Origin of the sequence: Sorangium sp. So ce124, from assembly GCF_051525235.1 — a bacterium.
In the GTDB taxonomy this organism is placed as follows: Bacteria; Myxococcota_A; Polyangia; order Polyangiales; family Polyangiaceae; genus Sorangium; species Sorangium atrum.
This window is the reverse complement of sequence record NZ_CP150312.1, coordinates 4,718,717-4,744,302: the sequence shown is the minus strand read 5'-3', so window position 1 is coordinate 4,744,302 and position 25,586 is coordinate 4,718,717. Positions and strand designations below refer to the sequence as shown.

The following is a 25,586-nucleotide window of genomic DNA, read 5'->3' as shown; positions in this document are numbered from 1 at the left end:
GAAACAAACGATGACAGAAGTAGAGCGAGAGCATCCCGACGAGCGAGGCGATCTCCAGGGAGACGAGGCCCGGCCCAGCGATCCTGGGGCGCCGGCCGACCGGGGGAACACGCCGGCCCCGCCGCGCGGCGACGAGCGGGCGGTCCACGCTTTCCGGAAGGTGCCGCGGACGGGCGTCATCTACGTGACGACCGAGGCCGCGCGCCTCGGGTTCAAGGCAGGCGCCGACGAGGGGACGGACGGCTGGTGCAACCTCGGGCAGGGCCAGCCGGAGACTGGCCCGCTCCCGGGCTCGCCCCCGCGCTGCGCGGCGGTGCCGATCTCCGGAGACGACCAGGAGTACGCGCCGGTGGCCGGCCTCTGGGAGCTGCGCGAGGCGATCGCGTCGCTCTACAACCGCGCTTACCGGCGGGGCATGCCGTCGCGCTACACGGCCGAGAACGTGGCCGTGTCGGGCGGGGGTCGCATCGCCCTCACCCGCGCAGCGGCGGCGCTCGGGCAGATCAACCTCGGCCACTTCCTCCCCGATTACACAGCGTACGAGGAGCTGCTCGACGTCTTCCGGCTGTTCTCGCCGATCCCGATCCTGCTCGAGGGCGAGCGCGGCTACTCGTTCTCGGTCGGCGACCTGCGCCGCGAGATCCTGGGCCGCGGGCTGAGCGCGATCCTCGCCTCGAACCCCTGTAACCCGACAGGGAAGCACGTGCGCGGCGAGGAGCTCGCCGCCTGGGTCCGCACCGCGAAGGAGCTCGATTGCGCGCTCTTGCTCGACGAGTTCTACTCGCATTACGTCTACGGGATGGGCGACGTCGCCCCGATGGAGAGCGCGGCGCGCTACGTCGAGGAGGTCGATCGCGATCCGGTCGTGATCTTCGACGGCCTGACCAAGAACTGGCGCTACCCCGGCTGGCGCGTCACCTGGACGCTGGGGCCGCGCGAGGTCATCGAGGCGGTGGCGAGCGCCGGCAGCTTCCTCGACGGCGGCGGCTCCAAGCCGATGCAGCGCGCCGCCGCAGAGCTGCTCACCATCGAGCACACCCGCGCCGAGACGACGGCCATCCACCGGACGTTCTCGCACAAGCGCGAGATCATGCTCGAGGGGCTGCGCAGGATCGGCGTCACCGTCGACGCGGAGCCCGAGGGCACGTTCTACGTCTGGGGCTCGGTCGCGGATCTGCCCCCGGGGCTCTCCGACGGCTACGGCTTCTTCCGGGCGGCCCTCGGGGAGCGGATCATCGTGGTGCCGGGCGAGTTCTTCGACGTCAACCCCGGCAAGCGCCGGGCGGGGCGGCCGTCGCGGTTCCGCCACCACGTCCGCTTTTCTTTCGGCCCGAGCGAGGACGTCCTCGTCCGGGCGCTCGGGCGGCTCGAGCGCATGGTAGGCGAGCGTCGCCGGGCCTGACACCGGCGGCGCCGCGCAGGGGAGCGGGAAGACGGGGCTGAGCGCCAGGTCTTGTCGCGCTGCACGTCTTCCGACATGGTGGGGGAGCGCGTGGCCAAAGATCCGTGGAGTGATTGGAACGACGACGACCCCGGTAACTTCCAGCCGGGCGATACGATCGGCCCCTATGAGCTGCTGTTCCCGGCAGCCGTGGGCGGCATGGCCGCCGTGTGGGCTGCGCGGCTCAGGCGGCCCAACGGCTCCGTCCAGATCGTCGCCGTCAAGCTGCTGTCGGACGCGATGCGCGGGGATGACGACGCGCGGGCGATGTTCCTCGACGAGGCGTGCACCGCGTCGCGGATCCTCCACCCGAACGTCGTGCACATCCTCGCGTACGGCGAGGTCCGCGATCGGCCGTACCTCGCGATGGAGTGGATCGACGGCGCCCCGATCGCGAAGATCTTCTCGAACCAGAAGGCGAAGCGCGCGCTCCTGCCGCTCGGCTGGGTGCTCCACGTGATGATCGCCGCGTGCGCCGGGCTGCACGCGGCGCATGAGGTCCGCGACGACACGGGCGAGCTCCTCAACCTGATCCACCGCGACGTCACGCCGGAGAACGTGATGGTGACGTTCGACGGCATGGTCAAGGTCGTCGACTTCGGCGTCGCGAAGACGCGGGCGCGCGCGCAGACCAGCCGCGTCGGCGCGATCAAGGGCAAGACGGGGTATTTCTCGCCCGAGCAGGTCATGGGCGGGGCGCTCGACCGCCGCAGCGATCTCTTCTCGATGGGCGTGCTGCTCTACCTCCTGGTGACGGGCCACACGCCGTTCCGCGGCAAGGGCCCGCTGGAGGCGATGCAGCAGATCGCCAACCGCAACCCGCAGCCGCCGCGCGAGATCATGCCCGAGGTCCACCCGGAGCTCGACCGCATCATCATGCGCGCGCTCGCCAAGAACCCGAACGAGCGGTACCAGACGGCCGCGGAGCTGCGCCGCGATCTCGAGCAGGTGAGCGTCGCGGTCCGCGAGAGCTACACCGACAAACAGGTGGGCCAGCTCGTCCGCGATCTGCTCCCCGGGGTCGCCGAGGCGCGCAAGGAGCGGATCGATCAGGCGCTCGACGAGCTCGATCGGATCCTCGCCGAGCGCGCCCACCCCCAGAAGCCGCAGGCCTCGCGCCCCGAGGACGCGACCGAGGTGATGCTCCGGCGCATCTCCATGCTGCCGATCCTGCAGGACGGCCCGGAGGCGACGGAGGGCGGGGGCGCGGCCGACGCGGCGCCGCCCTCGTCCCCGGCGGGCCCCGCGAGCTCGCGCATGTCGGGGCCGGCAAGCTCGCGCATGTCGGGGCCCGCGAGCTCGCGCATGTCGGGGCCGGCAAGCTCGCGCATGTCGGGGCCCGCGAGCTCGCGCATGCCGGCGCCGACGAGCCCGCGCCGCGCGAACGCCGACCCGATGCGCAAGTCGAATCCGGACGCGACGCGCAAGTCGAATCCGGATGCAACCCGCAAGTCGAACCCGGACGGGGCAGGCTCGCCGTTCGATTTCCCGGCGGGGCTTTCGCCGCTGCCGCTGCTCCCGCCGCCGCTGCACGTTGGGCCGCCGGCGCCCCCGGGGCCGGCGGCTTACGTCGGTCCGGCGGCGCACGCGGGCGGCCCCGCGAGCGCTGTCGCGCCGGCGCCCGAGCGCCGCGCGCCCCCGGCTCCTGCGACGTGGTCCTTCGTCCGCGTGGCGTTGCTCGCGCTGATCGTCCTGGGCCTGATCGCGGCCGCTGCGTTCGTGCTCGCGCGTTCCGGCCGCCTGCCGTTCGGCGGTGTGGTGGTGCCTTCCGCCAGCCCCAGCGCCTCCGGACCGACGGTGCAAACGCCCGATGCCGGCGCTGATGCCGCGGCGAAGCCGAGCGCGTCGGCGACGGCCGCCACGGTCGCGAGCGACGCCGTCGCCGATGCCGCGGCCCCGATCGACGCGGCCGCAGCCGAGCAGATCGCCGACGCGGCCGCGCAGGTCGACGCGGCCGACGCGGCCGCGCAGGTCGACGCGGCCGACGCGGCCGTGGATGCCGCGGTCCCCGCCGACGCAGGCGCCCCTCTCCCGAGCGGGCAGCCGGCGTACGTCCCCGGCACCGCACCCGCGCCGGGGACGCCGTACCCGGGCTCCTCGGTCACCCCTGCGCCGCGCGTCCCGGGACCCTTGCCGACGCCATCCGTCACCGGGTGGCCTCCGCCACGTCCCTCGCTCCAGCCCGCGCAGCCGGCGACGCCGCCCGCCCCCGCGCTGCCGCGCGGGCCCGTCCCCGGCCCGGCGCCGCCGCGGCCGCGCCCCGCTGCGCCGCCCCTCGACCTGGCGCCGCGGTAGCGCCTTCAGACCGGCCGCAGCGGCCTCCCGCGCGGCCGGCGGATCGCGCTCAGTGCTCCTTCGGCTTCTCGGGCTGCGCCTCGTCGGACGGCGTGGCGCGCGCGGCAGCTTTCTTCAGCGACGACTCCGCCAGCGACACCAGCATGGCGAGGTTCACCGGCTTCGAGAGCAGGAAGATCGCGTGCCGACGCAGCGCGCGGATACGAGCCTGCTGCGACTCATCGGCCGTCACGACGAAGACGGGCGTGTCCCGGTTCAGCGCCCCCTTGGCCGAGAGCGACTCGAGCACGCTGAAGCCGTCGACCAGCGGCATGTGCAGGTCGAGCACCACGAGATCGAACTTGCGCGCGGAGAGCCGGCGCAGGGCCGGCGCCCCGCCGTTCGCCTCCTCGACCTCGCCCAGCGGGCGGAGCGAACGCACGAACATGGATCGGATCGCGGCGTCGTCGTCGATGACGAGGATGCACGTCACAGCGTCATGCTCGCACGGATGCGGAAGCGCTGGAAGCCCGCCGCCCGCGCCTGCATCGCCCGGCGCGCGCAACGCAGACGGACGCATTGTCCTCGCAGATCCCGTGTTCAGCGCTCCCGGCCGAGACATGGACGCCACGTACGGGCTGCGGTACACGCAGAGCTAGACGTCATCGAACCCGCGCACCGCAAAGGAACGATCCCATGGGCAAGTTCACCCTCACACACGAGATCAACTGCAACCTCGAGACGTTCTGGAAGCTGTTCCTGGACAAGACATTCAACGAGGAGCTCTACAGGAAGGAGCTCGGTTTCCCCGAGTTCACGATCACGGAGCAGGTCGAGACGGCGACGGAGATCATCCGGAGGTCGGCCGGGAAGCCGAAGATGAACCTGCCCGGCCCCGTCGAGAAGCTGCTCGGCTCCGGGTTCCGCTACACCGAAGAGGGCAGGCTGAACAAGGCGACGAAGGTGTGGACCTTCAAGCTGACGCCAAGCACCCTGGCCGACAAGATGCGCAACGAAGGCGTGGTGCGCGCCGATGCCATCGGCGACAACAAGGTGCGTCGGATCGCCGAGATCACGATCGAAGCGAAGGTGTTCGGCGTCGGCGGCATGCTCGAGAGCAGCGCCGAAAAGGAGCTGCGGCAAGGGTGGGAGCTCAGCGCGGTCTTCATGAACAAGTGGATCGCCCAGGGCAAAGCCGCTTGACCGGGCCGATGGCGATCGGTCGGCCCCTGCTGCGCACCGCCTGGGGCGCCTGACGCAGGCGCTGCCCGACGAACGGGCGGCGACGCCGACGAGAGGGGATCGCGAGCGGCCATCTCGCGGCCTCCGTCCCGCGAACGAGCGAGGGCGCCCCCTTCACGTCCAGGGTCAAATCGGGAGATCTGCGGCTCCTGCTCTTGCTGCGGTGGCACACGGGAACCAGGGCCACGGCATGGAGCACGTCGTCATCATCGGTGCCGGCTTCGGCGGCCTCTACGCGGCGCGGGCGCTCCGGCGCGAGCCGGTACGCGTGACCGTGATCGACCGGCACAACCATCACACGTTCCAGCCCCTCCTGTATCAGGTCGCGACGGCGGGCCTGAGCGCGAGCGACATCGCCACGCCCATCCGCCACGTGCTGCGCAAGCAGAAGAACACGAGCGTGATCCTCGCCGAGGTGAAGGCGATCGACCCCGTCCAGAAGCGGGTGATCTTCGAGGACGGCGAGCTCGGCTACGACAAGCTGATCGTCGCGGCCGGGGCGTCGCACTCGTACTTCGGGAACGACGCGTGGGCGGCCTTCGCGCCCGGGCTCAAGACCGTCGAGGATGCGCTCGAGATTCGCCGGCGCGTCCTCGTCGCCTTCGAGGCGGCCGAGCGCGAGCCCGATCCGGCGCGGCGGAGCGCCTGGATGACGTTCGTCGTGGTGGGCGCGGGCCCGACGGGCGTCGAGCTCGCCGGTGCCCTCTCGGAGCTCTCGAGGCACACGCTCAGGCGCGAGTTCCGGCACATCGACCCGAGCAAGGCCCGCATCGTCCTGCTGGAAGGGGCCGGGCAGGTGCTGCCGTCGTACGTCCCGGAGCTCGGCGAGAAGGCGAAACAGCAGCTGGCCGCGCTCAATGTGGAGGTGCGGACGAACTGCCGCGTCACCGGCATCGACGAGGAGGGGGTCTCGATCGGCGACAAGCGGATCGAAGCCAGGACCGTGCTCTGGGGGGCCGGCGTCGCGGCGTCGGCCATCGCCCGCACCCTGGGAGCGCCGCTCGACCGGGCAGGGCGCGTGCTGGTGGCGCCGGACCTGACGGTGCCGGGTCACGAGGACGTCTACGTGATCGGCGACCTCGCGTCGCTGAAGCAGGAGGACGGGACGCCCGTGCCCGGCGTGGCGCCCGCGGCGATCCAGGGAGGGCGCCACGCCGCGCGCAACATCGCGCGCACCTTGCGGGGGCTGCCGCGGCTGCCGTTCCGGTACGACGACCGAGGCTCCATGGCGACGATCGGGCGCGCGGCGGCGGTCGCCGACTTCGGCAAGCTGAAGCTCTCCGGGTTCCTGGCGTGGCTCGCGTGGCTGTTCGTCCATATCCTCTTCCTGATCGGCTTCCGTAACCGCTTCCTGGTGCTGTTCTCGTGGGCCCTGTCCTACGTGACCTACGAGCGCGCCTCGCGGTTGATCACGGGCGAGATCCCGCCGCTCCTGGAGGACCACCGCGCGCCGGAGCTCGAGGCGCGCAAGGACGATGGCGCCGTCAGGAGGCACCAGCCCATGGAGCCCGCGCGCACGCGCGCCTAGGCGCCGCCTGGAGCACACACGCCACGCGCCGGCGCACTGCGCTCGTCTGGACCTTGGCGACGGAGCTGCGTTAGCGTCATTGACCATGACGATCCATCCCGGACAGGGCGCCCCGACGCATCCGTGGCGAGCGCTCCTCGCCAGCGCAGCACCTCTCGCCGCACTCCTGCTCGGCGCCCCCTCCGCCTTCGCGCAGGCGCCTCCTGCTGCGTCCGCGCCGCCGCGCGCAGCCGCCCCTGCCGGCGCCGAGCCGCAGCCCGCGCCCTACGGAGCCCCCGCGCCGTACGGCGCGCCTGCCCCCTATGGGCAGCAGCCCGGCTATTACCCGCCTCCCGGATACGCCCCGCCTCCGGGCTATGCCCCGCCTCCCGGATACGCCCCGCCTCCGGGCTACGCCCCGCCTCCCGGATACGCCTCGACCCCCGGCTCGTACCCGGTCGGCCCGAGGATCATGAACTACGAGGAAGGGCAGGCCGTCCCGGAGGGCTACCGCGTGGAGGAGAGGGCGCGCCGCGGCCTGGTCATCGGCGGCGCCGTGACGTTCGGGGTCACCTACATCCTCTCGGCGATGGTCGGGCTCGTCGCGGAGAGCGCGGACAGGGCGAGCGGCGGCAGCGGGGAGAGCTACCTCCCGCTCTACATCCCGCTCGCCGGCCCCTTCATCACCGTCGGCACCGCCGATGCGAAGGGCGGCGGCGTCTTCGTCCTCATGGTCGACGGGCTGGCTCAGGTCGCCGGGGCCGCGATGTTCATCGGCGGCCTCGCCGCGCCCGAGAAGAAGCTCGTCCGCAACGACGTCTCCCTGTCGGTGAAGCCGATCGTCACGGGCGACGCCGTCGGGCTCGGCGTCTCCGGCTCGCTCTGAGCGCGCGACGCCCGCGGCTCGGCGTCACGGCACGACGGGCGGCGTCTCATCCATCGTCTTGACGGCGCGCTTGGCCCTGCGGCGCACGTCGACGTGCAGCGACTCGTCGAAGTTGATGGCCGAGAACGCCGCCCGCGCCTCGATGTTCTTGCCGAGCGCGGCGTACGCCTCGGCCTCGTTCCATCGCAGCTTCCAGTCGCGCTTCGCGAGATCCGAGAGCCTCGCGGCGTCGGCGATGATGTCCGGGTACCGCTGCTGCTTCCCGAGCTCGGTCCAGTACTCGGCCCGGAGATCGTCGTCCCCGGGCGCGAGCGCGACGGCCGCCGCGAAGCCCGCCAGCGCGTCGTCGATCCGACCTGCGACGAGCTCGGCGCGGGCGAGCGAGCGGCGCGCGCCGGCGCTCTCGGGGTGAGCCGCGACGAAGGCGGCGAGCGCGGGGATCGCCTCGTTGACCTTCTGGATGTCCGCGGAATCGCTCGGCCAGAACCGGAGCGAGAGCGCCGCGAGATCACCAGGGTCGCTCTCCAGCGCGCGCTCGACCGCGGCGGGCACCTCCGCTCCGCGGCCCGCCTGAGACAGGCACTTGGCGAGCTCGACCCAGGCGCCCGACGAGGACGGCGCGGTCGCGACGAAGGCCTCGGCCGCGGCGAGCGCCTCGTCGGTGCGCCCGAGCGATCGGAGCGCGGCGATCCGCGCGAGGTGCGCGCGCTCGCCGCTCGCCCCTTGGCCCGAGGCGGCGACGGCGCGCTCCGCCGCGACCAGCGCGACGTCGTGGCGGAGCTCGCGCTCGTGGTAGGCGAGCTGCTCGAGATAGAAGGCGCCGTCGCGCGGCGCCGCGTCCCACTGGCCCGCGAGGTACTCGAGCACCGCGTCCGAGCGCACGTAGACGAGCGAGGCCGCGTCGCGCGGGTTCTCGTAGATCGGCGTGAGGACCCCGAGCTGGACCATCGCATCCAGCGCCGGCTGGCAGTCGGGCTTCGCCTCGAGCGCGAGCACCATCTCGTCGAGCGCGGCGTCTTTCTTCTGCATCGCCAGGTGCACTTGCCCGACCGCCACGTGGTAGTCGGCGTCCCCCTGGAACGTCTTTCGGATCGCCTGGAAGCTCTTCAGCGCCGCGGGGTGATCGCCCATGTTCGCCTGCGCCGAGGCGAGGTTCAGCCGCGCGGCGTGATCGTCGGGATCCATCGTGATGATGCGCTTGAGCGCCGAGATCGCCTTCTCGTAATCGCGCTCGCCGAACGCCTTCTGCGCGCGCTCCCAGACCGGAGCCTTGTCGAGGAACGCCTCGAATTGCGAGACGAGCGTGCTGTTCTGCTTGCGCCAGACGCCGCTCTTGCCGGGCTCGGAGTTCGTGAGGAAGTCCTTGATCCACTTGCGGGCGGCGTCGATGCCGAGCCCCTTGTCGGCCAGCCCTTCGAACTCGCCCCGAGGCACCGGCATGCGCGCGGGGATCCCCTGCCGGCGCGCCGTGGTCTCATCCAGGCCGATCAGCACCCAGTCGCTTTGCTCGCTCATGATCCAAGGACGGTAGCCGCCGTGCCCCGCCGGGATCAAGCGACGTCTCGGCGCGCGGCGCGTCGCGCGCTCGCGGGCGCAGCGGCGCTCAGGAATAGAACCAGGCCAGCAAGACGAACGCCATGAAGGCCGCCGCCGCGACGGCGAGCGCGAGCGCGCGCGGCACGCCGAGGAGCATCGGCCGGAGGCTGGCCTGAAACGCGTCGGCGTCCGCAGCGGTGGGCGGACCGATCGCGTCGCCCCGGACGGCGAGCGCAGCGGATGGCACGCCTGCCGCGTCGCTCCTCGCCGGGTCGGCCGCCATGAGCTGCTGCGCCGCGCTCGCGTCCCCGGGCGCCGGAGTGAGCCGCTGCGGGGGCGCGCCGAAGTCCGAGGGCCTCGACGTGGCGGGTGATGCCAGGTGCTCGAGGCCGAGCTGGGCGAGGATGGACCGCTGCTCGTTGCCCCACGCGACAGGCAGCGCGGTCGTCTCGGGCGCGAGCGTGAGCGGCGTGGACATGACCTTGTGCATCGCCCGCTCGAGCGCGAGCGCCTCGTCGAGGCGGTGCGACGCGCGCTCCGGGGCGGCGCTCGCGGAGAGGCGCAGCGCCTCGGTGGCCATCTCGGAGAGGTGAGCAGCCACCTTGGCCAGCGCCAGCTTGCGCTCGGCGTGGGCGACCGCGAAGCGCGCCTCCTCGCGGAGCCGGAGCGCCTCGGTCGTGAGGCGGTCGACCTCCGCGTGCAGCGGCCGCGCGCCTCCCGGTACGCCTTGCGCCGTGAGCGGTGTGTCGGCGTCATGATCCACGGCGAACGCGGCCACCCTCGAGATCGAGGGCGTCGCCTCGTTCCCGGGCGTCGCGCGCGGCTCGTTCCCGAACATCGGCAGCGGCTCGCTGTCCCGCTCGGTGATGGATCCGTACGAGGGCAGGCTGCTGCGCCGCCGTCCTCCGCCCGAGCTGGAGGACCCGGGGTCGGCGCGCCCCCTGCCGTTGCTGCCGACGACGACCGTCGCCTCGTCGGCCATCTCGGAGGCCATGGGACCGCGCCGGCCCAGATCGTCGTCCGCGGCGTCCACGTCGCTCGGCGTGAGGCCGGTCGGCGAATGGGACAGCGTCCCGCGGCGCGCCTCGATGTCGGTCGCGTCGTCGTCCTGAGCGCGCGCCCCCCCGTCGCCGCGCAGCCGTCCGGGCGCGTTCGCCCCCCTGCCCCGCGGATCGGCCGATGGCCGGCGCGGGATCGCCCGCGCGGTCGAGAGCGAGGGGCGCGGCGCCTTGGCGACGCCGGCGAAGCCGCCGGTGACGGCGCGCTCGAACCAGCGCATCTGCCTCATCGCGTTGCGCCGCACGAAGCGCCCGAGCGCCTCCTCGTTGCCCTCGTGGTACCCGTGGCTGTGCAGCCAGCCCTCCAGCCGAGCGAGGATCTCGTCCGCGCTCTGGAAGCGCGACGGCGGGTCCCTCTCGAGACAGCGCATCACGATCGACACGAGCTCCTTGTCGATCTTCGGCCGGAGCTCCCGCAGGTCGGCCGCCGGCTGCGTCGACATGCTCCGCAGGAGCTCGTAGTCGCTCGTCGACGGCCACGGGTGCTTGCCGGTGAAGAGCTCGAACAGCACGACGCCGAGCGAGAACAGGTCGGAGCGCTTGTCGGCGGCGCCCCCGCGGGCCTGCTCCGGCGCCATGTACGTCGTCACGCGGCGGCGCGCCCCGACGGCCGTCGTCATCACGCGGAGCGACGATTTGGCGAGCCCGAAATCGGCGATCTTCACCTCGCCCTGGAACCCGACGAGCACGTTGCCCGGCGTCAGATCGCGGTGCACGAGGTTGAGCAGCGCGCCGCCTGGCGAGCGGAGCTCGTGCGCCGCGCTGAGCCCGCGGCAGAGCGTCGCGCCGACGTGGACGACGAGCCGCTCGGAGAACATCTCGCCCGTGTCGAAGACGGTCTTCATGAGCCGCGCGAGGCTCACGCCCTGCACGAGCTCGACGGCGAAGTACCATCCCTGCTCGTCCGTCCCCCAGCCCGCGACCTCGACCACGTTCGGGTGCTTGAGCGCCGCGGTCGTGCGCACCTCGTCGAGGAACCGGGTGGAGACGTTCTGATCCTCGGCGAAGTGCGGGTGCAGCCGCTTGACGGCGAGCAGCTCCCCAGGCCGGTGCGGACCTGCCGACCTGCAGAGATCAACGCGGGTGGTGGCCCCGGACGCGATCTCTGCAAGGAACTGAAGCGAGAGCGCAGCCGGCGCGGGCTCGGGGAGCCGAGACATGCACGGAGAAGTCTAGCGGGCGACGGCCCCCAGCGGAAAGAGCCTCAGACGCCCGCGCGCACCGCGGCGATCGCGGCGGCGACCCCGGAGGGGGTGGCCTTGAGGTGCACGTCCAGGTGGTCATCCTTGGTCTTGAGCGCACGGACACCGAGCACCGGCGCGCAGATGCGCAGCGCCCGCGCGACCGTCGGATTCCCGCCGAGGGCCGGGATTTTGAGGAGATCCAGGGTAATCCTGTCATCCTTCGCGTCGATCAGCGCGGCGGGCCGCTTGGGCATGAAGGAGACGAGATCGCCCGGCTTGTTCAGGTCGATCGCCCCCGAGCCGATCAGCCCGGCGATCGGCGAGGCCTCGTCGCCCATCACCTGCAGCTTGAGGTCGGCGATCCGCAGGCCGACCTGGATCGCGTCCGCGCGCACGTCGAGCTCCTCGGCGAAGGCCGTGAACGAGGCCCGGATCGGGGCGCCCATGACCTTCACCGTCAGCGCGAGGCGCAGGCCCGGGGGCGCGGCCTCGATCACGATGTCCTTCGGCGCGCGCTTGCCGCCGCTGAGCTCTCTCGCCAGATAGCGCAGCGCATCGATCGGGACGCCGAACCGCAGGCGGAGCGCGCCGCGCAGCGCCCTCGCGATCTCCTCGGGGTGCGCCTTGAGATAGTCACCGGCGTGGCGGAGCAGGACCTTCGGGTCGGGCTTGGGCATCGTTAGGGCAGCTACGATTGCCCGGAGTCAGGCCAGCACGCAAGGGGCGAGCGCGGTCCACAGCGACGCCATCGACGACCGGAGCTCGCTGTTCGAATGGGGGCGACTCGGTCACACTCGGGCCCGATGCAGACCAGGATACTACTTGTCATGGCGACAACAGTGCTCGCGATCGGCTGCGGATCGGCCGACGCGACGCTCGAGTGGACGCCGAGCGGCGACGGGGGCGGTGGCCAGGGCGGCGATGGTGATGGCCGGGGCGGCGATGGCGACGGCCAGAACAGCGGTGGGGGCCAGAGCGATGGCGGCGGGGGCAAGGGCGATGGCGGCGGCGGCGCACCGAGCGGCGAGGACGGCGGTTCGAGCGGCGACGGGGCGCCGGGGGCCTTTTGCAACCCACCTCCGGCGTGCGATGCGCCGCCGCCGGATCCGGGCGAGGAGCTCGCGTGGAACCACCCGTCCTCGTACCTCATCGCCGGCGCTGGGAGCCCCAACCACCGCGGACGCGACCTCTACCTGACGCCGGACGACCCGCAGTGGATCATCGGAAAGTTCGCCTACGGGATCACGGACAAGGACCTGAAGGATGAGCGGGTCGACGTCTATCTGCTCCGCGGCTGCGACGGCGCGTGGGAGCGCCTCGGCTCGGCGACCACGACGGAAGCGGACTCGGCGCACCGCGCGGTCGAGGGCGTCAGCGATGACGGCGGCCGCGTCTATTTCGAGATCCCCGCGGCGCAGCGGCTCGGTCCGGGCCGGCACCGGGTCCACCTGGTCGTCCGCGGCGACCTCTCGAGCACCGACCTCTTCATCGAGGTCGTCCCGCGGGGCGCCCCGGTGTTCGTCAGCGACGTCGACGGGACGCTCACCGGCACGGAGACCGAGGAGTTCACCTCGCTGCTCCTCGGCGAGCTGCCCGACGTGCATGCGCACGCCGCGGCGGCGTTCCACCGGCTCACGTCGAAGGGCTACCGCCCGATGTACCTGACCGCGCGGCCGGAGTGGCTCGTCCAGCGCACGCGCGATTTCCTCGAGGCGTACGGCTTCCCGCCTGGCATCGTGCACACCACGCTCAGCCTGACCGGCGCGGTGGGCGACCGCGCCGTGGAGTACAAGACAGCGGAGCTGGAGCGGCTGTTCGACGGAAGGGACATGCTGCCCGCGTGGGCCTTCGGCAACACGGCGACGGACGCCGAGGCCTACGACAACGCCGGCGTGATGCCGCTCGCGCAGCGCGTGTTCTATCGGTTCGACGATGAGTCGCACGGGGGCCGTCGCATCGACGGCTACGACGAGCTGTTCGCCGAGATCGACGCGCTCCCCAGCCTCTGCGATTGATCCACCCGGCCGGCGTGCCGGCCCGTCAGCCGGACGCCTGCTCGGTCCGGGCGCCGCTCGCCGGCGCCTCCGATGCGGCCGCGGCGCCGGCCGGCGCTTCGACGCGACCGCCGATCGAGCGGAGGAGCTCGCTCACCGCGGCGTGGGCGCGCTCGCGCAGCTCGTTGACCCGCGCGCCCTCGCGGCCGTCCGGGCGCACGGCGATCGGCGCGCCGACCCGGACGCGGACGATCCGCAGGGTGCCGTCACCGGTGTCGATGGCGCCCTTCTTCATGAGGAGGTGCGTGCCGTCGATGGCGACCGGCACCACGGGCACGCCGGCGCGGACGGCTGCATAGAAGCCGCCGTTCTTGAACTCCCGGAGGATGCCGTCCTCGCTCCGCGTCCCCTCGGGGAAGACGAGCAGCGGCTTGCCGCTCCTGAGCACCGCCTCGAACCGCGCGATCGCCTCGACCGCGGCGCGGGAGCCGACCGTGCGATCGACAGGCACATGGCCCGCGAGCCGGAGGTGCCAGCCGAGGAATGGGATCTTCATGAGGGAGCGCTTGGCGGCCCACTTGAAATCGCCTGGTAGAACGGCGCCGAGGGCCAGAATGTCAAGAAGGCTCTGGTGGTTCGAGCAGTAGACGAACACCCCGGGAGGGACGTTCTCGAGCCCGCTCGCCTGGATCTCGATATCGAGCCCTCGCGCGCTCGCCTGACACCAGCGCCGCATCGCCCACAGGCTCGCCGAGCGCTGCGGCGTGAGGGGGCCCAGCGTCAGAGACACTGTGCCGTACGCCATGGTCCTGAGGGTGAAAGGGACCCACTGGCGCGTCGCCAGCCATGCGCTCTTGAGATCCATACTACAGCGCTTACCACTCTCCATGTCGGGCGAAAACGCGTAGTGTCTTGCGCACCATCGCTGTGTGCAAGCCGCGTTGCTCGACTCCGGATCGCCGCTCAGCGCCGCGACGCGCCGAGATCGCGATCCGGCGTTCGCCCACGTCGGAACCTCGCCATGAGCCGGGATGGCTCCGCGGGCCAGGGTGGCGGCTCGAGCGACGCGCTCTTGCAGCGCCGTGCGGCTACGGCTGGAGCGGCGGCGTGAGCAGCCCCCAGCCGACCGTGGCCGGCCGCCCGGCGCGCTCGAACTTCACCGTGTACAGGCCTGTCTCTTCGGCGCTCTGCACGACGGCTGGGCGCAGCGCGCCGACCCACTCGGCCCAGACGCTCGCCCCGATCTTGAGCTGCGGCTTGACGGGGAGCGGACGGAGCGCCGATTCGTCGGCGAGCAGCGCGGCGCCGCCGTAACCGAGGGCAAACCACCGCGCGGAGCTGCTGGACAGCGACGTCAGGACGGCGCCTGGCTCGGCCGCGGGACCGCCGAGCCGCGACACGAGCAGCACGTGGCGCCACGTCTCGCCGTCCTTCCATGCGGCGAAGTTGCCGGGCGCGAGCCCCGCGGTCTGCACGACGAAGCGAACGCCCTTGAGCTGCGCGAGCGGGGTCCGCGGGTCCATGTCGGTGTAGCGGACCTCGATCTTGTCCTTCACGAAGCGGGTGAGGACGGCGTGCTTCATGACGCCGTTCCACTCCGTGAGCAGCGGGTCGTGGGGCCGGAGGCGGGGCGCGTCGGGCACGGGGATGACGTAGCCCGGGTGAACCTTGTACGACGGTCCGCCCCTCCCCTCGACGATGAGGTCGTCGCCGTCGAAGCCGACCACCGTCCCAGCGTACAGCACGAGCGTGGACCCGAGCTTGGCCCCGGCGAGCATCCGGTCCGAGAAGGTGAACACGCGGCGGCCTGGCTCGAGCTTGATCGGATACGGGGGGAGGCCGAGCGGGTTCGACGCGTGCGCCGCGCCGGTCGGCGCCGAGGACTCCGCGAACGCAGGCCGCGGCAGCGCAGCGACGGGCGGGCTCTGGGAGGGCATCGGCGTCGGGGTCGACGCCGGCGCCGACTCGCACGCGGCCGCGAAGCACGCCGCCAGGAGGCAGGCGAGCGCCGCGACCACGCCGCGGGAGCGCGGCGCTCGGGCCCCGAGGCATCGCATCGCGCGGCGCTCGCTATCCTTCGCGGTGGCGCGACGCAGCCTGCGGGACCCGGCCCCGAGACCGCCGGGACGTCGGTCAGCCATCGCGGGCGAGCATGGACCGCGAAACGGGCGACGGCGAGCGGAAAGGGACACGGGAACGACGCGACGAAGCGCCGCCGGTCCGACGTGACCGCCCGCGTCAGAGCCGGAGAAGGAGGGCGCCGCGGTGCGGCGGAGCACCGCGTTCCTCGCGACGTGAGCAGCGCCTCTGCGCTACCCTGCGGCGCGATGAAGCGCGCGTTCAGCGTCGATGAGCTCAAGCAGACCGCGCCGCGCCTCGCCGTGGAGCGCCGCGCCGTGCGCTTCCAGGACGTCGACGCGGCCGGGATCGTCTTCTATCCGCGGGTCCTCGAGTATTTCAGCGATGCTTACATGATCGCGTTGAAGGAGCGAGGCATCGACCTCCCCGCCATGATCGCGGGCGGCACGATCAAGCTGCCGCTCGTCCACGCCGAGGCGGACTACCTCCTGCCGCTCCGGTTCGGCGACGCCATCGAGGTCGAGGTGCTCGCGCCGAAGCTCGGCGACACGTCGTTCACGGTGGGCTACCGCGTGACGACGGCGGGCCGGGTCGCCGCCATCGGGCAGACCGTGCACGTGTGCATCGACGGCGCGCGCTTCACGCCGTGCCCGCTCCCGGGCGATCTGCGCAGCGCGCTCGCATAGCCGCGCCGAGCGACGACCGCCGGACGGCGCGCCGGGCGCTAGCGCGGTGGGAACGGGGCGAGCGCAGCCGCGAGCTGCGCCGCCGCGCCGGCGCGATCGAGCTTGCCGGCCGCGGTGAGCGGCAGCGCCGCGACGGCGCAGAGGCGCCGCGGGCGCTTGTGCGGGGCGAGCCGCGCCGCGACGACGGCCGCGAGGTCGCCGAGCAATGCGGGCGAGGGCGCGGCGCCGCCCGTCGCGCCGGGCGCGCCCTGATCCGGGACGATCGCCGCGGCGACGACCTGGCCCCAGCGCTCGTCAGGCACGCCGAACACCACCGCGCCGGCGACGCCCGCGCAGGACGCGAGGACCTGCTCCACCTCGGCGGGGTAGACGTTCTCGCCGCCGGTCACGATGAGATCGCTGCGGCGCGCCGCGACGTGCAGCCGCCCGGCGGCGTCGAGCGCGCCGAGATCGCCGGTGCCGAACCACCCGGCGCCGTCGACCGCGAGCTCCGGCGCGCGGTCGGGGCCGCGGTAGTAACCGCGGAACAGCACCGGGCCGCGGATCTCGATGCGGCCCACGCCGTCGCTGCCGGCGCCCTCGATGCGAAGCTCGACGCCGGCGATCGGGGAGCCGGAGCCCGGCTCCCTCGCGCGCGGATCGCGCGGGCGCTGCGCGGTGACCTGCGAGCACGCCTCGGTGAGGCCGTACGTGGTGAGCGCCGGGATCCCGCGGCGCGCGCACTCGTCGAGCGCCCGCTCCGGAGCGCCCGCGCCGCCGACGAGCACCGCGCGGAGCCGGGCGAGGACGTTGTCGCGATCGGCCTCCAGCAGCGCGAGCAGCATCGTCGGCACCACGGAGAGCAACGTCGCGCGGTCTCGGACGATCGAGGCGAGCACCGAGGCGGGCTCGAAGCGCGGCGCGAGGATGACGGCGCGCCGCGCGAGCAAGCAGCGGGTCACGATCGAGAGGCCACCGACGTGGCAGAGCGGAAGGCAGAGCAGCCAGCGATCGTCGTCGCGCACGCCGAGGTTGGCCGCGCTCCCCTCGGCGGCGGCGAGGAACGCCCGGCGCGAGAGCACCGCGCCCTTGGGACGCCCGGTGGTGCCCGACGTGTAGACGATCGCCAGATCGCCGGATGGATCCGGCGGCGGGACGCGCGCGGCCTCCGCGGCGCGCGCCCCGCGCTCGCGGAGCGCGCCGATCTCCGGCGCGGCGTCGTCGAGCAGGGCGGCGAGCGCAGGCTCGCGCAGAACGAGGTCGGGGCGCGCGTCGTCGACCAGGAGGCCCGCCTCGCCGGCCGTGAGCCGGGGGTGGATCGGGACGAGCACGGCGCCGAGCGCGAGCAGCGCGTGGATGACGACCACGGTACCGAGCGCGTTCGGGGCGACGAGCGCCACGCGGGCTCTCGGCCCTACCCCCGCGCGGGCGAGCCGGGCGCACACGGCCGCGACCGCGGGCGCCAGCTCGCCGAAGCGGAGAGCGCCCCCGGGGCCGACGCCGAAGGCGGGGACGTCGATCGCGCGCGGCGCGCCGTCCTCGGCGCCGCCGTGGACGATCGCTGTCCGGGCGGCGATCGCCGGATCGCGCGCGGCATCGAGGAGGCTCAGCCCGTCCATGGCCCAATGCCGAGGCCGGGCCGATCGCTGGCCGCGACCAGGCCGCCCTCGCGGAGCTGCGGGATCCGGATCGCGGGCCACGCCTCCAGGCCGGCGTGCGCGTCGAGGCCGCACGCGAGCGGCGGGCGCGGCAAGGCGAGCGCGAGCTCGCACGAGGCGGCGAGCGCGATGGGCCCGTCGAAGAGGTGCGTCACCACGGCGTCGATGCCGCGCGCCTGCGCCCTGCAGCCGAGCGCGTGCGCGCGCAGCAGGCCGAGCATCGCGGGCTTCAGGATGAACGCAGCGCAGCCTTCCGCTGCGAGCAGGCGCTCCGGCATGCCCTCGACCGCGAGCGACTCGTCGGCCGCCCACGGGACCTCGCGCGCGCCGAGGTGATGGAGGAGCTCCGGCGCGACCGGCTGCTCGACGAAGCGCGGGCCGAGCGGCGCGAGGAGCGCGAGCCGACGCGGCGCCTCGTCGAGCGACCATGCCGCGTTCGCGTCGAGCCGGAGCTCGACGCCCGGGTGCTCCCGCCGCAGCGCGCGCAGCGCCTCGAGGTCGCGCGCGAAGCCGTCCTCCCCGCGCGAGCGGAGCTTCACCTTGATCGCGCGGACGCCGCGCGCGGCGAGCCCGCGAGCGCGCTCGAGCATCTCCGGCAGCGCCACCGAGGTCGTGAGCAGGCCGTTGACCTGGACGTCGGCGTAGCGCCGGTGTCCGCCGAGGCACGCCGACATCGAGAGGCCGAGGCGCTGGCCCAGAAGATCGAGAAGCGCCGTCTCCAGGGCGAAGCGCGCCGCCGGGAGATGGCGCAGCCGCGATGACAGCGGCGCGAGCGCGCGCAGGATCGCGGACGCCGCGGCCGTCGGTGTCGCGCCCTCGGCCGGCGGGTCGATCGCGCCGAGCGCCCCCGGCAGCTCGGCGAGCGCGCGCTCGTCTTCGTCGGCCGTATCGGGCGAGAAGCCGGGGAGCGGCGTGGCCTCGCCCAGGCCGACGCGCCCCTCGTCGTCGGTGAGCGCCAGCACGAGGCCCCGGCGCGCGCCATCGAGGATCCGGGACGCGAGGCGGGCATCGACGACGCGCATGATCCCTACAGCTGGGCCGCGAGGCCGAGCGAGAAGAGCAGCGCGTAGGCGAGCAGCAGCTTCGCCGTCCCGGCGAGGCACTCGTTGAGCGGCCGGCCGTCGGTCGTCGCCAGCACCCGGAGCAGGCGCACCGCGCGAGGGAACGTCGCGAACACGAGGAGCGTCCACCGCCGGCCCTCGCCGACCGCGAGCGCGACCGGCACCGCGTAGGCGACGGCGAAGAGCATCGCGTATTCGATGACGCCCGCGCGGCGCCCGAGCCGGACGGCGAGCGTGCGCTTGCCGGCGACGACGTCCGTCTCGCGATCGCGGACGTTGTTCACGACGAGCACGGCGGTGGCGATGGCGCCGATCGGCACGGCCGCCGCCCACGCGAGCGGGGGCACCGAGCCGAGCTGGACGAACGCCGTACCGCAGACGGCGACGAGGCCGAAGAACACGAACACGAAGAGGTCGCCGAGGCCGTGATAGCCGAGCGGGTACGGCCCGCCGGTGTACGCGACGCCAGCGAGGATCGAGACGACGCCGATCACCACGATGGGCCACCCGCCCACGAACGCCAGGTAGACCCCGAACGGCAGCGTGAGCGCGATCGTGACGAGCAGCCCGGCGCGCACCTGGCGCGCGGTGAGCAGCCCCGCCTGCACGGCGCGCGTGGGACCGAGCCGCTCGTGCGTGTCGGCCCCCTTCTCGTGATCGAAGACGTCGTTCGCGAAGTTCGTCGCGATCTGGATGAGCATCGCGCCCGCGAGCGCCGAGAGCGCCGGGCCGAGCCGCATCCCGCCGAGCGCGTAGGCGACGGCCGTCCCGACCATGACCGGCGCGACCGCCGCGGTGAGCGTCGCCGGCCGGGACGCGAGGAGCCACGCCCGGAGCGAGCCGGGGCGCACGCCCCCCGCGGCCGCCGCGCCCGCCGCCTGAGGAGCCGCCGCGGCGCTCACGATCCCCTCCCCGCCTCGCGGAGCCCGCGCGCTCCCGCGGCGGCGCGAGCGCTCCCGCGCTGCGCGGCGTCCTCGCCGGAAGCGCCGCGCGCGACATCGTCGGGTGCAGGACTCGTGTTCGCGTTGACCTGGCTCATGATCGTGGATCCCTCTCGGCAAGCTCGGGGTTCTCGGCGCGCGCGCCGCTCATGGAGACTGCAGATCGGCCGCCGCCCCCTCCGCGGCCGGCGCGCTGACCAGGGCCGCGACGTCGCGGCGGACGTCGGACCAGAGCCGCGCCACGCGGGCGGCGCCGTCGTGGGGCGGCACCACCGCCTCGATCAGCGTCGCGCCCATCCTCTGGTACGCAGCGGCGAGCGCGCGGGCCAGATCTCCGGCGGTCCCGGCGCGCTCGTAGGCGAGCCCGAACATCGCCGCCGCGGGCGCGAAATCGAGGTGCTGCGGCATGGTGAAGCACCGCTCGAGCAGCTCGGCGCCGCGCCTGGCGATGGGGAGGTGCTCGAAGATGCGGCCGCCGTCGTTCTGGACCACCACGATGACGAGCGGCGCTCGGCCGTCGCCCGCCGCCTTCGCCCCGAGGAGCAGCCCGGTCAGATCGTGCAGCAGGCTGAGATCGCCGAGCAGCAACGTGACCGGCGCGGCGGCGGCCGCGCGGGCGCCGGCCGCCCCCGACACCAGGCCGTCGATCCCGCTCGCCCCGCGCTGGTGCAGCACGCGCAGCGCGCGCGCCGACGGCGGGCAGTACGTGTCGAGGTCGCGCACCGGCATGCTGTTGCCGATCGCGAGCAGCGAGCCTGCCGGGCACGCGCTGGCCACCATCCGGGCGACGGCGCCCTCCGTCAGCTCGTCCCCGGCGCAAGCGCGCGCGGCGTGCGCCGCCGCGATCTCGCCGGCGCGCGCGAACGTCGCGGCCCAGTCCCGCCGCCCGCGCCCCAGGCTCAGCGCCGCCCCGGCGAGGCGCGCCGCGAGCGCCTCGCACACCTCCACGGGCTCGCCCATGACGAGGGCGGCCGCGGCGCTCGTCGGGTCGTTCCAGCCGTGCGAGGAGACGACGACGCGGCGGGCGCTCGCGTGCTCGGCGATGTAGGTCGCGTACCCGGCCGATGTCGGCGGGGCGCCGAGCTCGAGGAGGAGGTCGGGCGCGTTCGCCGCGCGGAACTCGGGCGCGCGGAGGAACGAATCGAACGACGCCGGCATCACGACGCCCTCGGCGAGGCCGCCGAAGCAGATCTGGCTCGTGCCCTCGGCGAGCACCGGGAAGCCTGTCGCGCGCGAGAGCGCGAGCACCGCGCGGCGCGCGCGCGCGTCGTCCTCTCGGCTCTGGGCGGGGCCGCACACGATGAGCCCCCGCTCCGCGCGCGCGCAGCGCGCGGCGATCTCCTCGATCGCGCGCCCATCGACCCCGGCGCGGGCCGACACGACCCGCGTGCCGCCGCGGCGCATCAGCGCCTCCCACTCCGCCTGCCATGGCTCGGGCCCGGCCGCGTCGACCGGCTCGAGCGGCTTGCGGAAGCGCGCGTTGATGTGGACCGGGCCCGGCGTCGGCGAGAGCGCGCGCGTGACCGCCTGGGCCGCGATGCGCGCCGCCGCGCGCATCGCGAGGGGCGACGGATCCGGCAGCCCGAGCTCGGCGAAGTGACGGACGTGGTCGCCGAAGAGCTTGGTCTGATCGATGGTCTGCGAGGCCGCGGCGTCGGCGAGCTCCCACGGGCGGTCGGCCGTGATGGCGATGAACGGGGTGAAGCTCTGGTGCGCCTCGATGATCGCCGGGAGCGCGTGCGCGCCGGCGGTGCCCGAGGTGCAGACGAAGACGCTGGGCCGGCCGGTGACGCGCGCCTGCCCGAGCGCGAAGAACGCGGCGGCGCGCTCGTCGACGACGCTCTGGCAGCGCACCTCCTCGCTCTCCATCGCCGCGATCGCGAGCGGCGTGGAGCGCGAGCCGGGGCAGAGGACCACGTCGCGCACCCCCGCCTGCGCGAGCGCGCGGACGAACAGCTGCGCCCAGGCAGAGTGGAGGTTCGACCCGCCCATCACCGCCCCCCGAGGCCCTCTCTCGCGCGCACGTCAGGCCCCCTCGGGCGTCGCGACGAAGAGGCACACGACGCCCATCGTGAGCGGCTCCACGCGGAGCACGCGCAGCCCCGCCTCGCGCATCAGCTCCGCGAACTCGTCCGGCGGCGGGAACCTCGCGATCGAGTCCTGCAGGTACCGGTACTCGTCCTTGCCCGAGATCGCGCCGCCCACGTACGGCACGACCGTGTGGATGTGGAAGCGCGCGAGCTTGCCCATGAGCCCGCTGCGCGGCTCGCTGAGCTCGAGGATCGCGATGCGCCCCCCGGGCCGCGTGACGCGCGCCATCTCGCGGAGCGCCCGCGCGCGATCCGGGACGTTGCGGATCCCGAACGCCATCGAGATGGCGTCGACGCTCGCGTCGCCGAGCCGGAGCTGCTGCGCGTCGCCGACCTCGAGATCGATCCGCCCGGCGAGCCCCGCGGCCTCCACCTTCCGGCGGCCGACGCCGAGCATCCCCTGCGACGGATCGACCCCGATGACCCGCACGTCGTGCTCTCGCGCGATCGCGATCGCGAGATCGGCGGTGCCCGTCGCCAGGTCGAGCACGGTCGCGCCGGGCGAGAGCTCGAGCGAGCGCACCGCGCGCCGCCGCCAGCCCTGATCGAGCCCCAGCGAGATGACCCGGTTCAGGAGGTCGTACCGCTCGGCGATGCCGTCGAACATCTCGCCCGTGCCGAAGCGGCGCCCGCCGCGCGGCGCCTGATCCTGGCTCGCGGCGCTCATGTCCCGCCTCCCGCCTGGTGCGCCGCGCGCGGCGCCTCGGCTCGCTCTGCGGCGAACCGCTTGCCTTCGCCGGACGCCGGCCCGGCGGCCTCCCCGCCCGCTGTGGACGTGACGCCGAGCGCGCGCTTCCGCTCGTGGAGCCGCATGTGGCCTCGCTGGATACCCTCGCTCGCGAGCGCGCGCAGCGCCGCCAGGTTGGACGCCAGCCCGACAGACGCCAGCACCACCGCGAGCTCGCGCGCGCTCTTCGCGCCCACGAGCTGCAGCGCGGCGCGCACGCCGGCGTGCACCTCGGTCGCGCCGCCCACCGTGCCGACGGCGAGCGGCAGCTCCGCGCGCCCCACGAGCCCGTCGGGGATGCGCTCCCACGTGCTGAGCGGCCGGTACCGGCCGCCGAGCGACGCGTACGCGTGCGCGCCCGCCTCGATGGCGCGGAAGTCCTGCCCGAGCGCCACCGCGGCCGCGTCGAGCCCGTTCATGAAGCCCTTGTTGTGGGTCGTCGCCCGGTACGGATCGAGCTCCGCGAAGCGGCTCGCCCGCGCGATGCCGCTCGCCACGTCCGCGCCCCCGAGCGCGTCGTCCGTCACGGTGGCCGTCACCCGGACGAGGCGGCGGACGGTCAGGTTGGAGAGGATCCGCAGGCCCAGCGTCCCGCCGGCGATGCGCTGCACGAGCGGCGCCACCGCCTCCGCCACGGTGTCGACGAGGTTCGCTCCCATGGCGTCGCCGACCTCGACGTAGAGGTGCACGACGAGCACGCCGAGCTCCGCCGAGAGGACGCGCACCTCGAGATCGCGGCAACCGCCGCCGCGCGCCACCATCCTGGGGATGGCCGCGTCCCCGGCCGCGAGCAGGCTCGCGCGGGCCGCCTCCAGCCGGCCCGCGGCCGCCTCCGCGTCCGGCACGTCGTCGAGCTGGACCTGGGCGGTCATGATCGGCGGGTCCGCCTCGCCCGAGAAGCCGCCCGACCGCCGGACCATGCGCGCCGCGTTCGACGCTGCGGCGATGACGCTCGGCTCCTCCACCGCCATCGGCACCAGCACGTCGCGCTGGTTCACGCGGAAGTTCAGCGCCAGGCCGAGCGGGAGCGCGTGCGTCGCGATGACGTTCTCGCACATCCGATCGGCCACCGCCGTCGGCAGCCCTCCCCCGCTGGCGAGGTGCGCGAGCGCCTCCTCGTCGAGCAGACCGAGCGCCTGGATCGCGCTGAGCCGCTCCTCGAGGCACCGCTTGTAGAAGCCGCTGATCCGGCTGGACACGTGTTGGCTCATCGGGTGTCTCCGCGCGCTCGCGAGAGGAGCGCGCGCTCCGCGCACTGCATCAAGGGGTTCGTCATCGCCGCTCACCGCCTCCGCCGGGGCGTCGACATCGCGACCCCCTCCAGCGCCGCCTTCGCCGGGCTCTCCGGGAGCGGCTCGATGCTCCGCACCGCGTCCCCGCAGAGCCGGGACGCGAGCTCGAGACAGTCGTCCACGACGCGCTTCTCGACCATGATCTGCGCGATGCGCCGGCCGAGCTCCGGCTCGACGGCCGTGTCCTCCGACGCGCAGTGCGCCTCGAGGGCGGGCGTGAGCTCGCGGTCGCGCTCCATCGCGAGGAGCAGCGGGTACGTCATCTTGCCCTCGCGCAGGTCCGTGAGCAGCGCCTTGCCGGTCGCCTCCGGGTCGCCCGCGAAGTCGAGGACGTCGTCGACGAGCTGGAACGCGACCCCGAGGCTCGTCCCGAAGCTCTCGAGCGCCTTGCAGAGCGGCTCGCTCACGCCGCCCGCGCGCGCCCCTGCGAACATCGCCCAGCGGAACAGCGACGCCGTCTTGCCGTCGACGATCTGGAAGTACTCGCTCGTGCTCGTGCGCACGCGGCCCCGCGACGCGAGCTGGAGCGCCTCGGCGACGACCATCTCCTTGATCACGAGGAGCACCCGCTCGAGCACGTCGGTCATGCCGACCGCCTGGATCTTGGAGAGCGCGTCGAGCAGGAGGTAGTCGCCGCCGAAGATCGAGGCGGCGTTGCCGTAGATGACCCGCGCCGCGTCCGCGCCTCGCCGGCGGTCGCCGAGGTCGACGACATCGTCGTGCAGCAGCGTCGCGTTGTGGACCAGCTCGACCGCCACGGAGAACGTCCGCGCGGCGTCGTTGAAGCCGCTCCCGATGTGGGAGGCCAGCGCGACGCAGATGGGCCGCAGCCGCTTGCCGTTGAGGCCGAGCAAGTGCCGCGCGCTCCGGTGCGCCGGCGTCTCGCCGTCCAGCCCGACCTTCGCGATCTCGCGCTCGATGTCGCCGAGGTCCCCGTCGAGCAGGCGCCTCAGCTCCGCGAGGCGCGCTGCGAGCGCGTCGAGCCCTCGCCCAGCGCACATGCCTCCGAGGCTCGAGACGACATCGCTCCGCTGGACCGTCCCAGTAAACGTTGTAGTCGCAGTCATCCCATCTCCACCTGGAAGCACGAGCGCACGCTGCGCCCCGCACCGCGCGGGGCCCCCCGTGACGGTCGAGCCCTCCGAAATCACGGTCCCGCTAGGCGCCTCGCCGGGAACGCACGGCGCGGATGGGGAACCGGACCAGATCCCCGAACCGCGAGAAATCCACGGTCCTGCTCTTGATGAACCCGTCGAGCGCCGCCTGCGCGACGATCACGAACGAGAGGAGCCGCTCCACCCGATCGAGGCTGAACCGGGCGGCTTCGGTGGGAGGCAGGCCTTCCAGCAGCGCCGAAGCCCGCTCGAGGCGCTCCCTCACGGAGTCGGCGATCAGCCGCTCGCGCTCGGCGAACACTTTGGAAATCATCTTCCAGAAGTCCGTCTCGGCCTCGAAGAACTCCTTCCGCTCTCCCGGTTTCCATACTCTTCGTACTACACCCCACCTTTGCAATTCTGTCAGCGACATACTCATTGCGCCGGAGGAAACCTGCAGCCGCTCGCCGATCTCGGCGGCGGCGAGGGCTCCGCCCTCGATGAACAGGACGGTCCAGATCCGCCCGAGCACCCGGCGGAAGCCCCAGTGCTCGATGACGTCGCCGATCGCGTCCGCCGCGAGCAGCTCCGCCTGGCGATGGATGTCGCTTGCGTGGCTCATGAAAGTTTCAGAATTCTTTGAAAGAACTGTGTGGGCCTACTTGCGCCGGCGTCAAGACATTCCCGACCGTTCTCGCCATGTAGCGCGGACGGGCAGGTCGGTTCCTGGGCCGGCGCGGGCGCGCGCGTCATTTCCTCGGCCGCGCGCAGGCGCGGCACTCTTCCCGGGCCGCGCGCCCGCGCGTCACTCTTCCCGGGCCGCGCGCCCGCGCGTCACTCTTCCCGGGCCGCGCGCC

21 protein-coding genes are annotated in these 25,586 nt (G+C 73.5%); 7 read left to right on the top strand and 14 right to left on the bottom strand.

What is annotated here, in order from left to right; translation table 11 throughout:
* Positions 1-10: 10 nt before the first annotated feature.
* On the top strand, positions 11-1,402 hold the full coding sequence (locus WMF19_RS17815; RefSeq protein ID WP_437329783.1) for a pyridoxal phosphate-dependent aminotransferase: 1,392 nt from the start codon (positions 11-13) through the stop codon (positions 1,400-1,402).
* 90 nt (positions 1,403-1,492) lie between these two features.
* Positions 1,493-3,736, top strand: coding sequence for a protein kinase domain-containing protein (locus tag WMF19_RS17810; RefSeq protein ID WP_437900188.1), 2,244 nt, complete (start codon positions 1,493-1,495; stop codon positions 3,734-3,736).
* A gap of 49 nt (positions 3,737-3,785) precedes the next feature.
* Here the strand turns inward: WMF19_RS17810 and WMF19_RS17805 are convergent, their stop codons facing one another.
* Positions 3,786-4,208 (bottom strand): response regulator, encoded by a 423-nt coding sequence (locus WMF19_RS17805; RefSeq protein ID WP_437329781.1) that lies wholly within the window; start codon positions 4,206-4,208, stop codon positions 3,786-3,788.
* A 203-nt stretch (positions 4,209-4,411) separates the two neighbouring features.
* Here WMF19_RS17805 and WMF19_RS17800 point away from each other — a divergent pair, with 203 nt between their 5' ends.
* From WMF19_RS17800 to WMF19_RS17790, 3 genes are all read left to right on the top strand, one after another.
* Complete coding sequence (locus WMF19_RS17800; protein WP_437329780.1) at positions 4,412-4,918, top strand: DUF2505 domain-containing protein; 507 nt, start codon at positions 4,412-4,414, stop codon at positions 4,916-4,918.
* Positions 4,919-5,147: 229 nt separating this feature from the next.
* The gene (locus tag WMF19_RS17795; RefSeq protein ID WP_437900187.1) at positions 5,148-6,485 is read left to right on the top strand and encodes an NAD(P)/FAD-dependent oxidoreductase; all 1,338 of its coding nucleotides are present in this window, start codon (positions 5,148-5,150) and stop codon (positions 6,483-6,485) included.
* Between the two features lie 85 nt (positions 6,486-6,570).
* Positions 6,571-7,350, top strand: a complete 780-nt coding sequence (locus WMF19_RS17790) for a hypothetical protein (RefSeq protein WP_437802254.1) — start codon at positions 6,571-6,573, stop codon at positions 7,348-7,350.
* 24 nt (positions 7,351-7,374) lie between these two features.
* Here the strand turns inward: WMF19_RS17790 and WMF19_RS17785 are convergent, their stop codons facing one another.
* The 3 genes from WMF19_RS17785 to WMF19_RS17775 form a co-directional block, all read right to left on the bottom strand.
* On the bottom strand, positions 7,375-8,865 hold the full coding sequence (locus tag WMF19_RS17785) for a tetratricopeptide repeat protein (protein WP_437900186.1): 1,491 nt from the start codon (positions 8,863-8,865) through the stop codon (positions 7,375-7,377).
* Between the two features lie 88 nt (positions 8,866-8,953).
* On the bottom strand, positions 8,954-11,104 hold the full coding sequence (locus tag WMF19_RS17780) for a protein kinase domain-containing protein (protein ID WP_437900185.1): 2,151 nt from the start codon (positions 11,102-11,104) through the stop codon (positions 8,954-8,956).
* Between the two features lie 44 nt (positions 11,105-11,148).
* The gene (locus WMF19_RS17775; protein ID WP_437802248.1) at positions 11,149-11,805 is read right to left on the bottom strand and encodes a hypothetical protein; all 657 of its coding nucleotides are present in this window, start codon (positions 11,803-11,805) and stop codon (positions 11,149-11,151) included.
* 150 nt (positions 11,806-11,955) lie between these two features.
* On the opposite strand from WMF19_RS17775, the gene WMF19_RS17770 reads away from it, so the two are divergent.
* The gene (locus tag WMF19_RS17770; protein WP_437900184.1) at positions 11,956-13,143 is read left to right on the top strand and encodes a lipin/Ned1/Smp2 family protein; all 1,188 of its coding nucleotides are present in this window, start codon (positions 11,956-11,958) and stop codon (positions 13,141-13,143) included.
* 25 nt (positions 13,144-13,168) lie between these two features.
* Here WMF19_RS17770 and WMF19_RS17765 read toward each other — a convergent pair whose 3' ends face one another.
* Both WMF19_RS17765 and WMF19_RS17760 read right to left on the bottom strand, forming a co-directional pair.
* Entirely contained in the window at positions 13,169-13,987 is an 819-nt protein-coding gene (locus WMF19_RS17765; protein ID WP_437900183.1) for a lysophospholipid acyltransferase family protein, read from the bottom strand.
* 223 nt (positions 13,988-14,210) lie between these two features.
* The gene (locus WMF19_RS17760; RefSeq protein ID WP_437802243.1) at positions 14,211-15,179 is read right to left on the bottom strand and encodes a hypothetical protein; all 969 of its coding nucleotides are present in this window, start codon (positions 15,177-15,179) and stop codon (positions 14,211-14,213) included.
* Positions 15,180-15,449: 270 nt separating this feature from the next.
* Between WMF19_RS17760 and WMF19_RS17755 the strand changes: the two genes are divergently transcribed.
* Complete coding sequence (locus WMF19_RS17755; RefSeq protein ID WP_437329771.1) at positions 15,450-15,887, top strand: acyl-CoA thioesterase; 438 nt, start codon at positions 15,450-15,452, stop codon at positions 15,885-15,887.
* A gap of 38 nt (positions 15,888-15,925) precedes the next feature.
* Here WMF19_RS17755 and WMF19_RS17750 read toward each other — a convergent pair whose 3' ends face one another.
* The 8 genes from WMF19_RS17750 to WMF19_RS17715 form a co-directional block, all read right to left on the bottom strand.
* Entirely contained in the window at positions 15,926-17,485 is a 1,560-nt protein-coding gene (locus tag WMF19_RS17750) for an AMP-binding protein (protein WP_437900182.1), read from the bottom strand.
* A complete protein-coding gene (locus tag WMF19_RS17745) occupies positions 17,473-18,546 on the bottom strand; it encodes a mandelate racemase/muconate lactonizing enzyme family protein (protein WP_437900181.1) in 1,074 nt (357 codons plus the stop codon). Before WMF19_RS17745 ends, WMF19_RS17750 begins: the two co-directional genes overlap by 13 nt.
* A 5-nt stretch (positions 18,547-18,551) precedes the next feature.
* Complete coding sequence (locus WMF19_RS17740; RefSeq protein WP_437900180.1) at positions 18,552-19,487, bottom strand: 1,4-dihydroxy-2-naphthoate polyprenyltransferase; 936 nt, start codon at positions 19,485-19,487, stop codon at positions 18,552-18,554.
* A 186-nt stretch (positions 19,488-19,673) separates the two neighbouring features.
* Positions 19,674-21,518, bottom strand: a complete 1,845-nt coding sequence (menD, locus tag WMF19_RS17735) for a 2-succinyl-5-enolpyruvyl-6-hydroxy-3-cyclohexene-1-carboxylic-acid synthase (protein WP_437900179.1) — start codon at positions 21,516-21,518, stop codon at positions 19,674-19,676.
* 33 nt (positions 21,519-21,551) lie between these two features.
* The gene (gene ubiE / locus WMF19_RS17730) at positions 21,552-22,283 is read right to left on the bottom strand and encodes a bifunctional demethylmenaquinone methyltransferase/2-methoxy-6-polyprenyl-1,4-benzoquinol methylase UbiE (RefSeq protein WP_437900178.1); all 732 of its coding nucleotides are present in this window, start codon (positions 22,281-22,283) and stop codon (positions 21,552-21,554) included.
* The gene (locus WMF19_RS17725; RefSeq protein WP_437329764.1) at positions 22,280-23,554 is read right to left on the bottom strand and encodes a hydroxymethylglutaryl-CoA reductase, degradative; all 1,275 of its coding nucleotides are present in this window, start codon (positions 23,552-23,554) and stop codon (positions 22,280-22,282) included. The genes ubiE and WMF19_RS17725 overlap by 4 nt, the downstream gene beginning before the upstream one ends.
* A gap of 71 nt (positions 23,555-23,625) precedes the next feature.
* Entirely contained in the window at positions 23,626-24,702 is a 1,077-nt protein-coding gene (locus tag WMF19_RS17720; RefSeq protein WP_437900177.1) for a polyprenyl synthetase family protein, read from the bottom strand.
* 91 nt (positions 24,703-24,793) lie between these two features.
* The gene (locus WMF19_RS17715) at positions 24,794-25,351 is read right to left on the bottom strand and encodes a GbsR/MarR family transcriptional regulator (RefSeq protein ID WP_272098226.1); all 558 of its coding nucleotides are present in this window, start codon (positions 25,349-25,351) and stop codon (positions 24,794-24,796) included.
* Positions 25,352-25,586: the final 235 nt, after the last annotated feature.

Excerpts from the sequence above, each read along its gene's own strand:
- WMF19_RS17800 (WP_437329780.1), top strand. The coding sequence starts at position 4,412 with ATGGGCAAGTTCACCCTCACACACGAGATCAACTGCAACCTCGAGACG.
- WMF19_RS17755 (WP_437329771.1), top strand. The coding sequence starts at position 15,450 with ATGAAGCGCGCGTTCAGCGTCGATGAGCTCAAGCAGACCGCGCCGCGC.
- WMF19_RS17795 (WP_437900187.1), top strand. The coding sequence starts at position 5,148 with ATGGAGCACGTCGTCATCATCGGTGCCGGCTTCGGCGGCCTCTACGCG.
- WMF19_RS17790 (WP_437802254.1), top strand. The coding sequence starts at position 6,571 with ATGACGATCCATCCCGGACAGGGCGCCCCGACGCATCCGTGGCGAGCG.
- WMF19_RS17750 (WP_437900182.1), bottom strand. The coding sequence starts at position 17,485 with ATGGACGGGCTGAGCCTCCTCGATGCCGCGCGCGATCCGGCGATCGCC.
- WMF19_RS17775 (WP_437802248.1), bottom strand. The coding sequence starts at position 11,805 with ATGCCCAAGCCCGACCCGAAGGTCCTGCTCCGCCACGCCGGTGACTAT.
- WMF19_RS17815 (WP_437329783.1), top strand. The coding sequence starts at position 11 with ATGACAGAAGTAGAGCGAGAGCATCCCGACGAGCGAGGCGATCTCCAG.
- WMF19_RS17715 (WP_272098226.1), bottom strand. The coding sequence starts at position 25,351 with ATGAGCCACGCAAGCGACATCCATCGCCAGGCGGAGCTGCTCGCGGCG.
- WMF19_RS17720 (WP_437900177.1), bottom strand. The coding sequence starts at position 24,702 with ATGACTGCGACTACAACGTTTACTGGGACGGTCCAGCGGAGCGATGTC.
- menD (WP_437900179.1), bottom strand. The coding sequence starts at position 21,518 with ATGGGCGGGTCGAACCTCCACTCTGCCTGGGCGCAGCTGTTCGTCCGC.
- WMF19_RS17760 (WP_437802243.1), bottom strand. The coding sequence starts at position 15,179 with ATGCGATGCCTCGGGGCCCGAGCGCCGCGCTCCCGCGGCGTGGTCGCG.
- WMF19_RS17725 (WP_437329764.1), bottom strand. The coding sequence starts at position 23,554 with ATGAGCCAACACGTGTCCAGCCGGATCAGCGGCTTCTACAAGCGGTGC.
- WMF19_RS17785 (WP_437900186.1), bottom strand. The coding sequence starts at position 8,865 with ATGAGCGAGCAAAGCGACTGGGTGCTGATCGGCCTGGATGAGACCACG.
- WMF19_RS17770 (WP_437900184.1), top strand. The coding sequence starts at position 11,956 with ATGGCGACAACAGTGCTCGCGATCGGCTGCGGATCGGCCGACGCGACG.
- WMF19_RS17780 (WP_437900185.1), bottom strand. The coding sequence starts at position 11,104 with ATGTCTCGGCTCCCCGAGCCCGCGCCGGCTGCGCTCTCGCTTCAGTTC.
- WMF19_RS17765 (WP_437900183.1), bottom strand. The coding sequence starts at position 13,987 with ATGGATCTCAAGAGCGCATGGCTGGCGACGCGCCAGTGGGTCCCTTTC.
- WMF19_RS17745 (WP_437900181.1), bottom strand. The coding sequence starts at position 18,546 with ATGCGCGTCGTCGATGCCCGCCTCGCGTCCCGGATCCTCGATGGCGCG.
- ubiE (WP_437900178.1), bottom strand. The coding sequence starts at position 22,283 with ATGAGCGCCGCGAGCCAGGATCAGGCGCCGCGCGGCGGGCGCCGCTTC.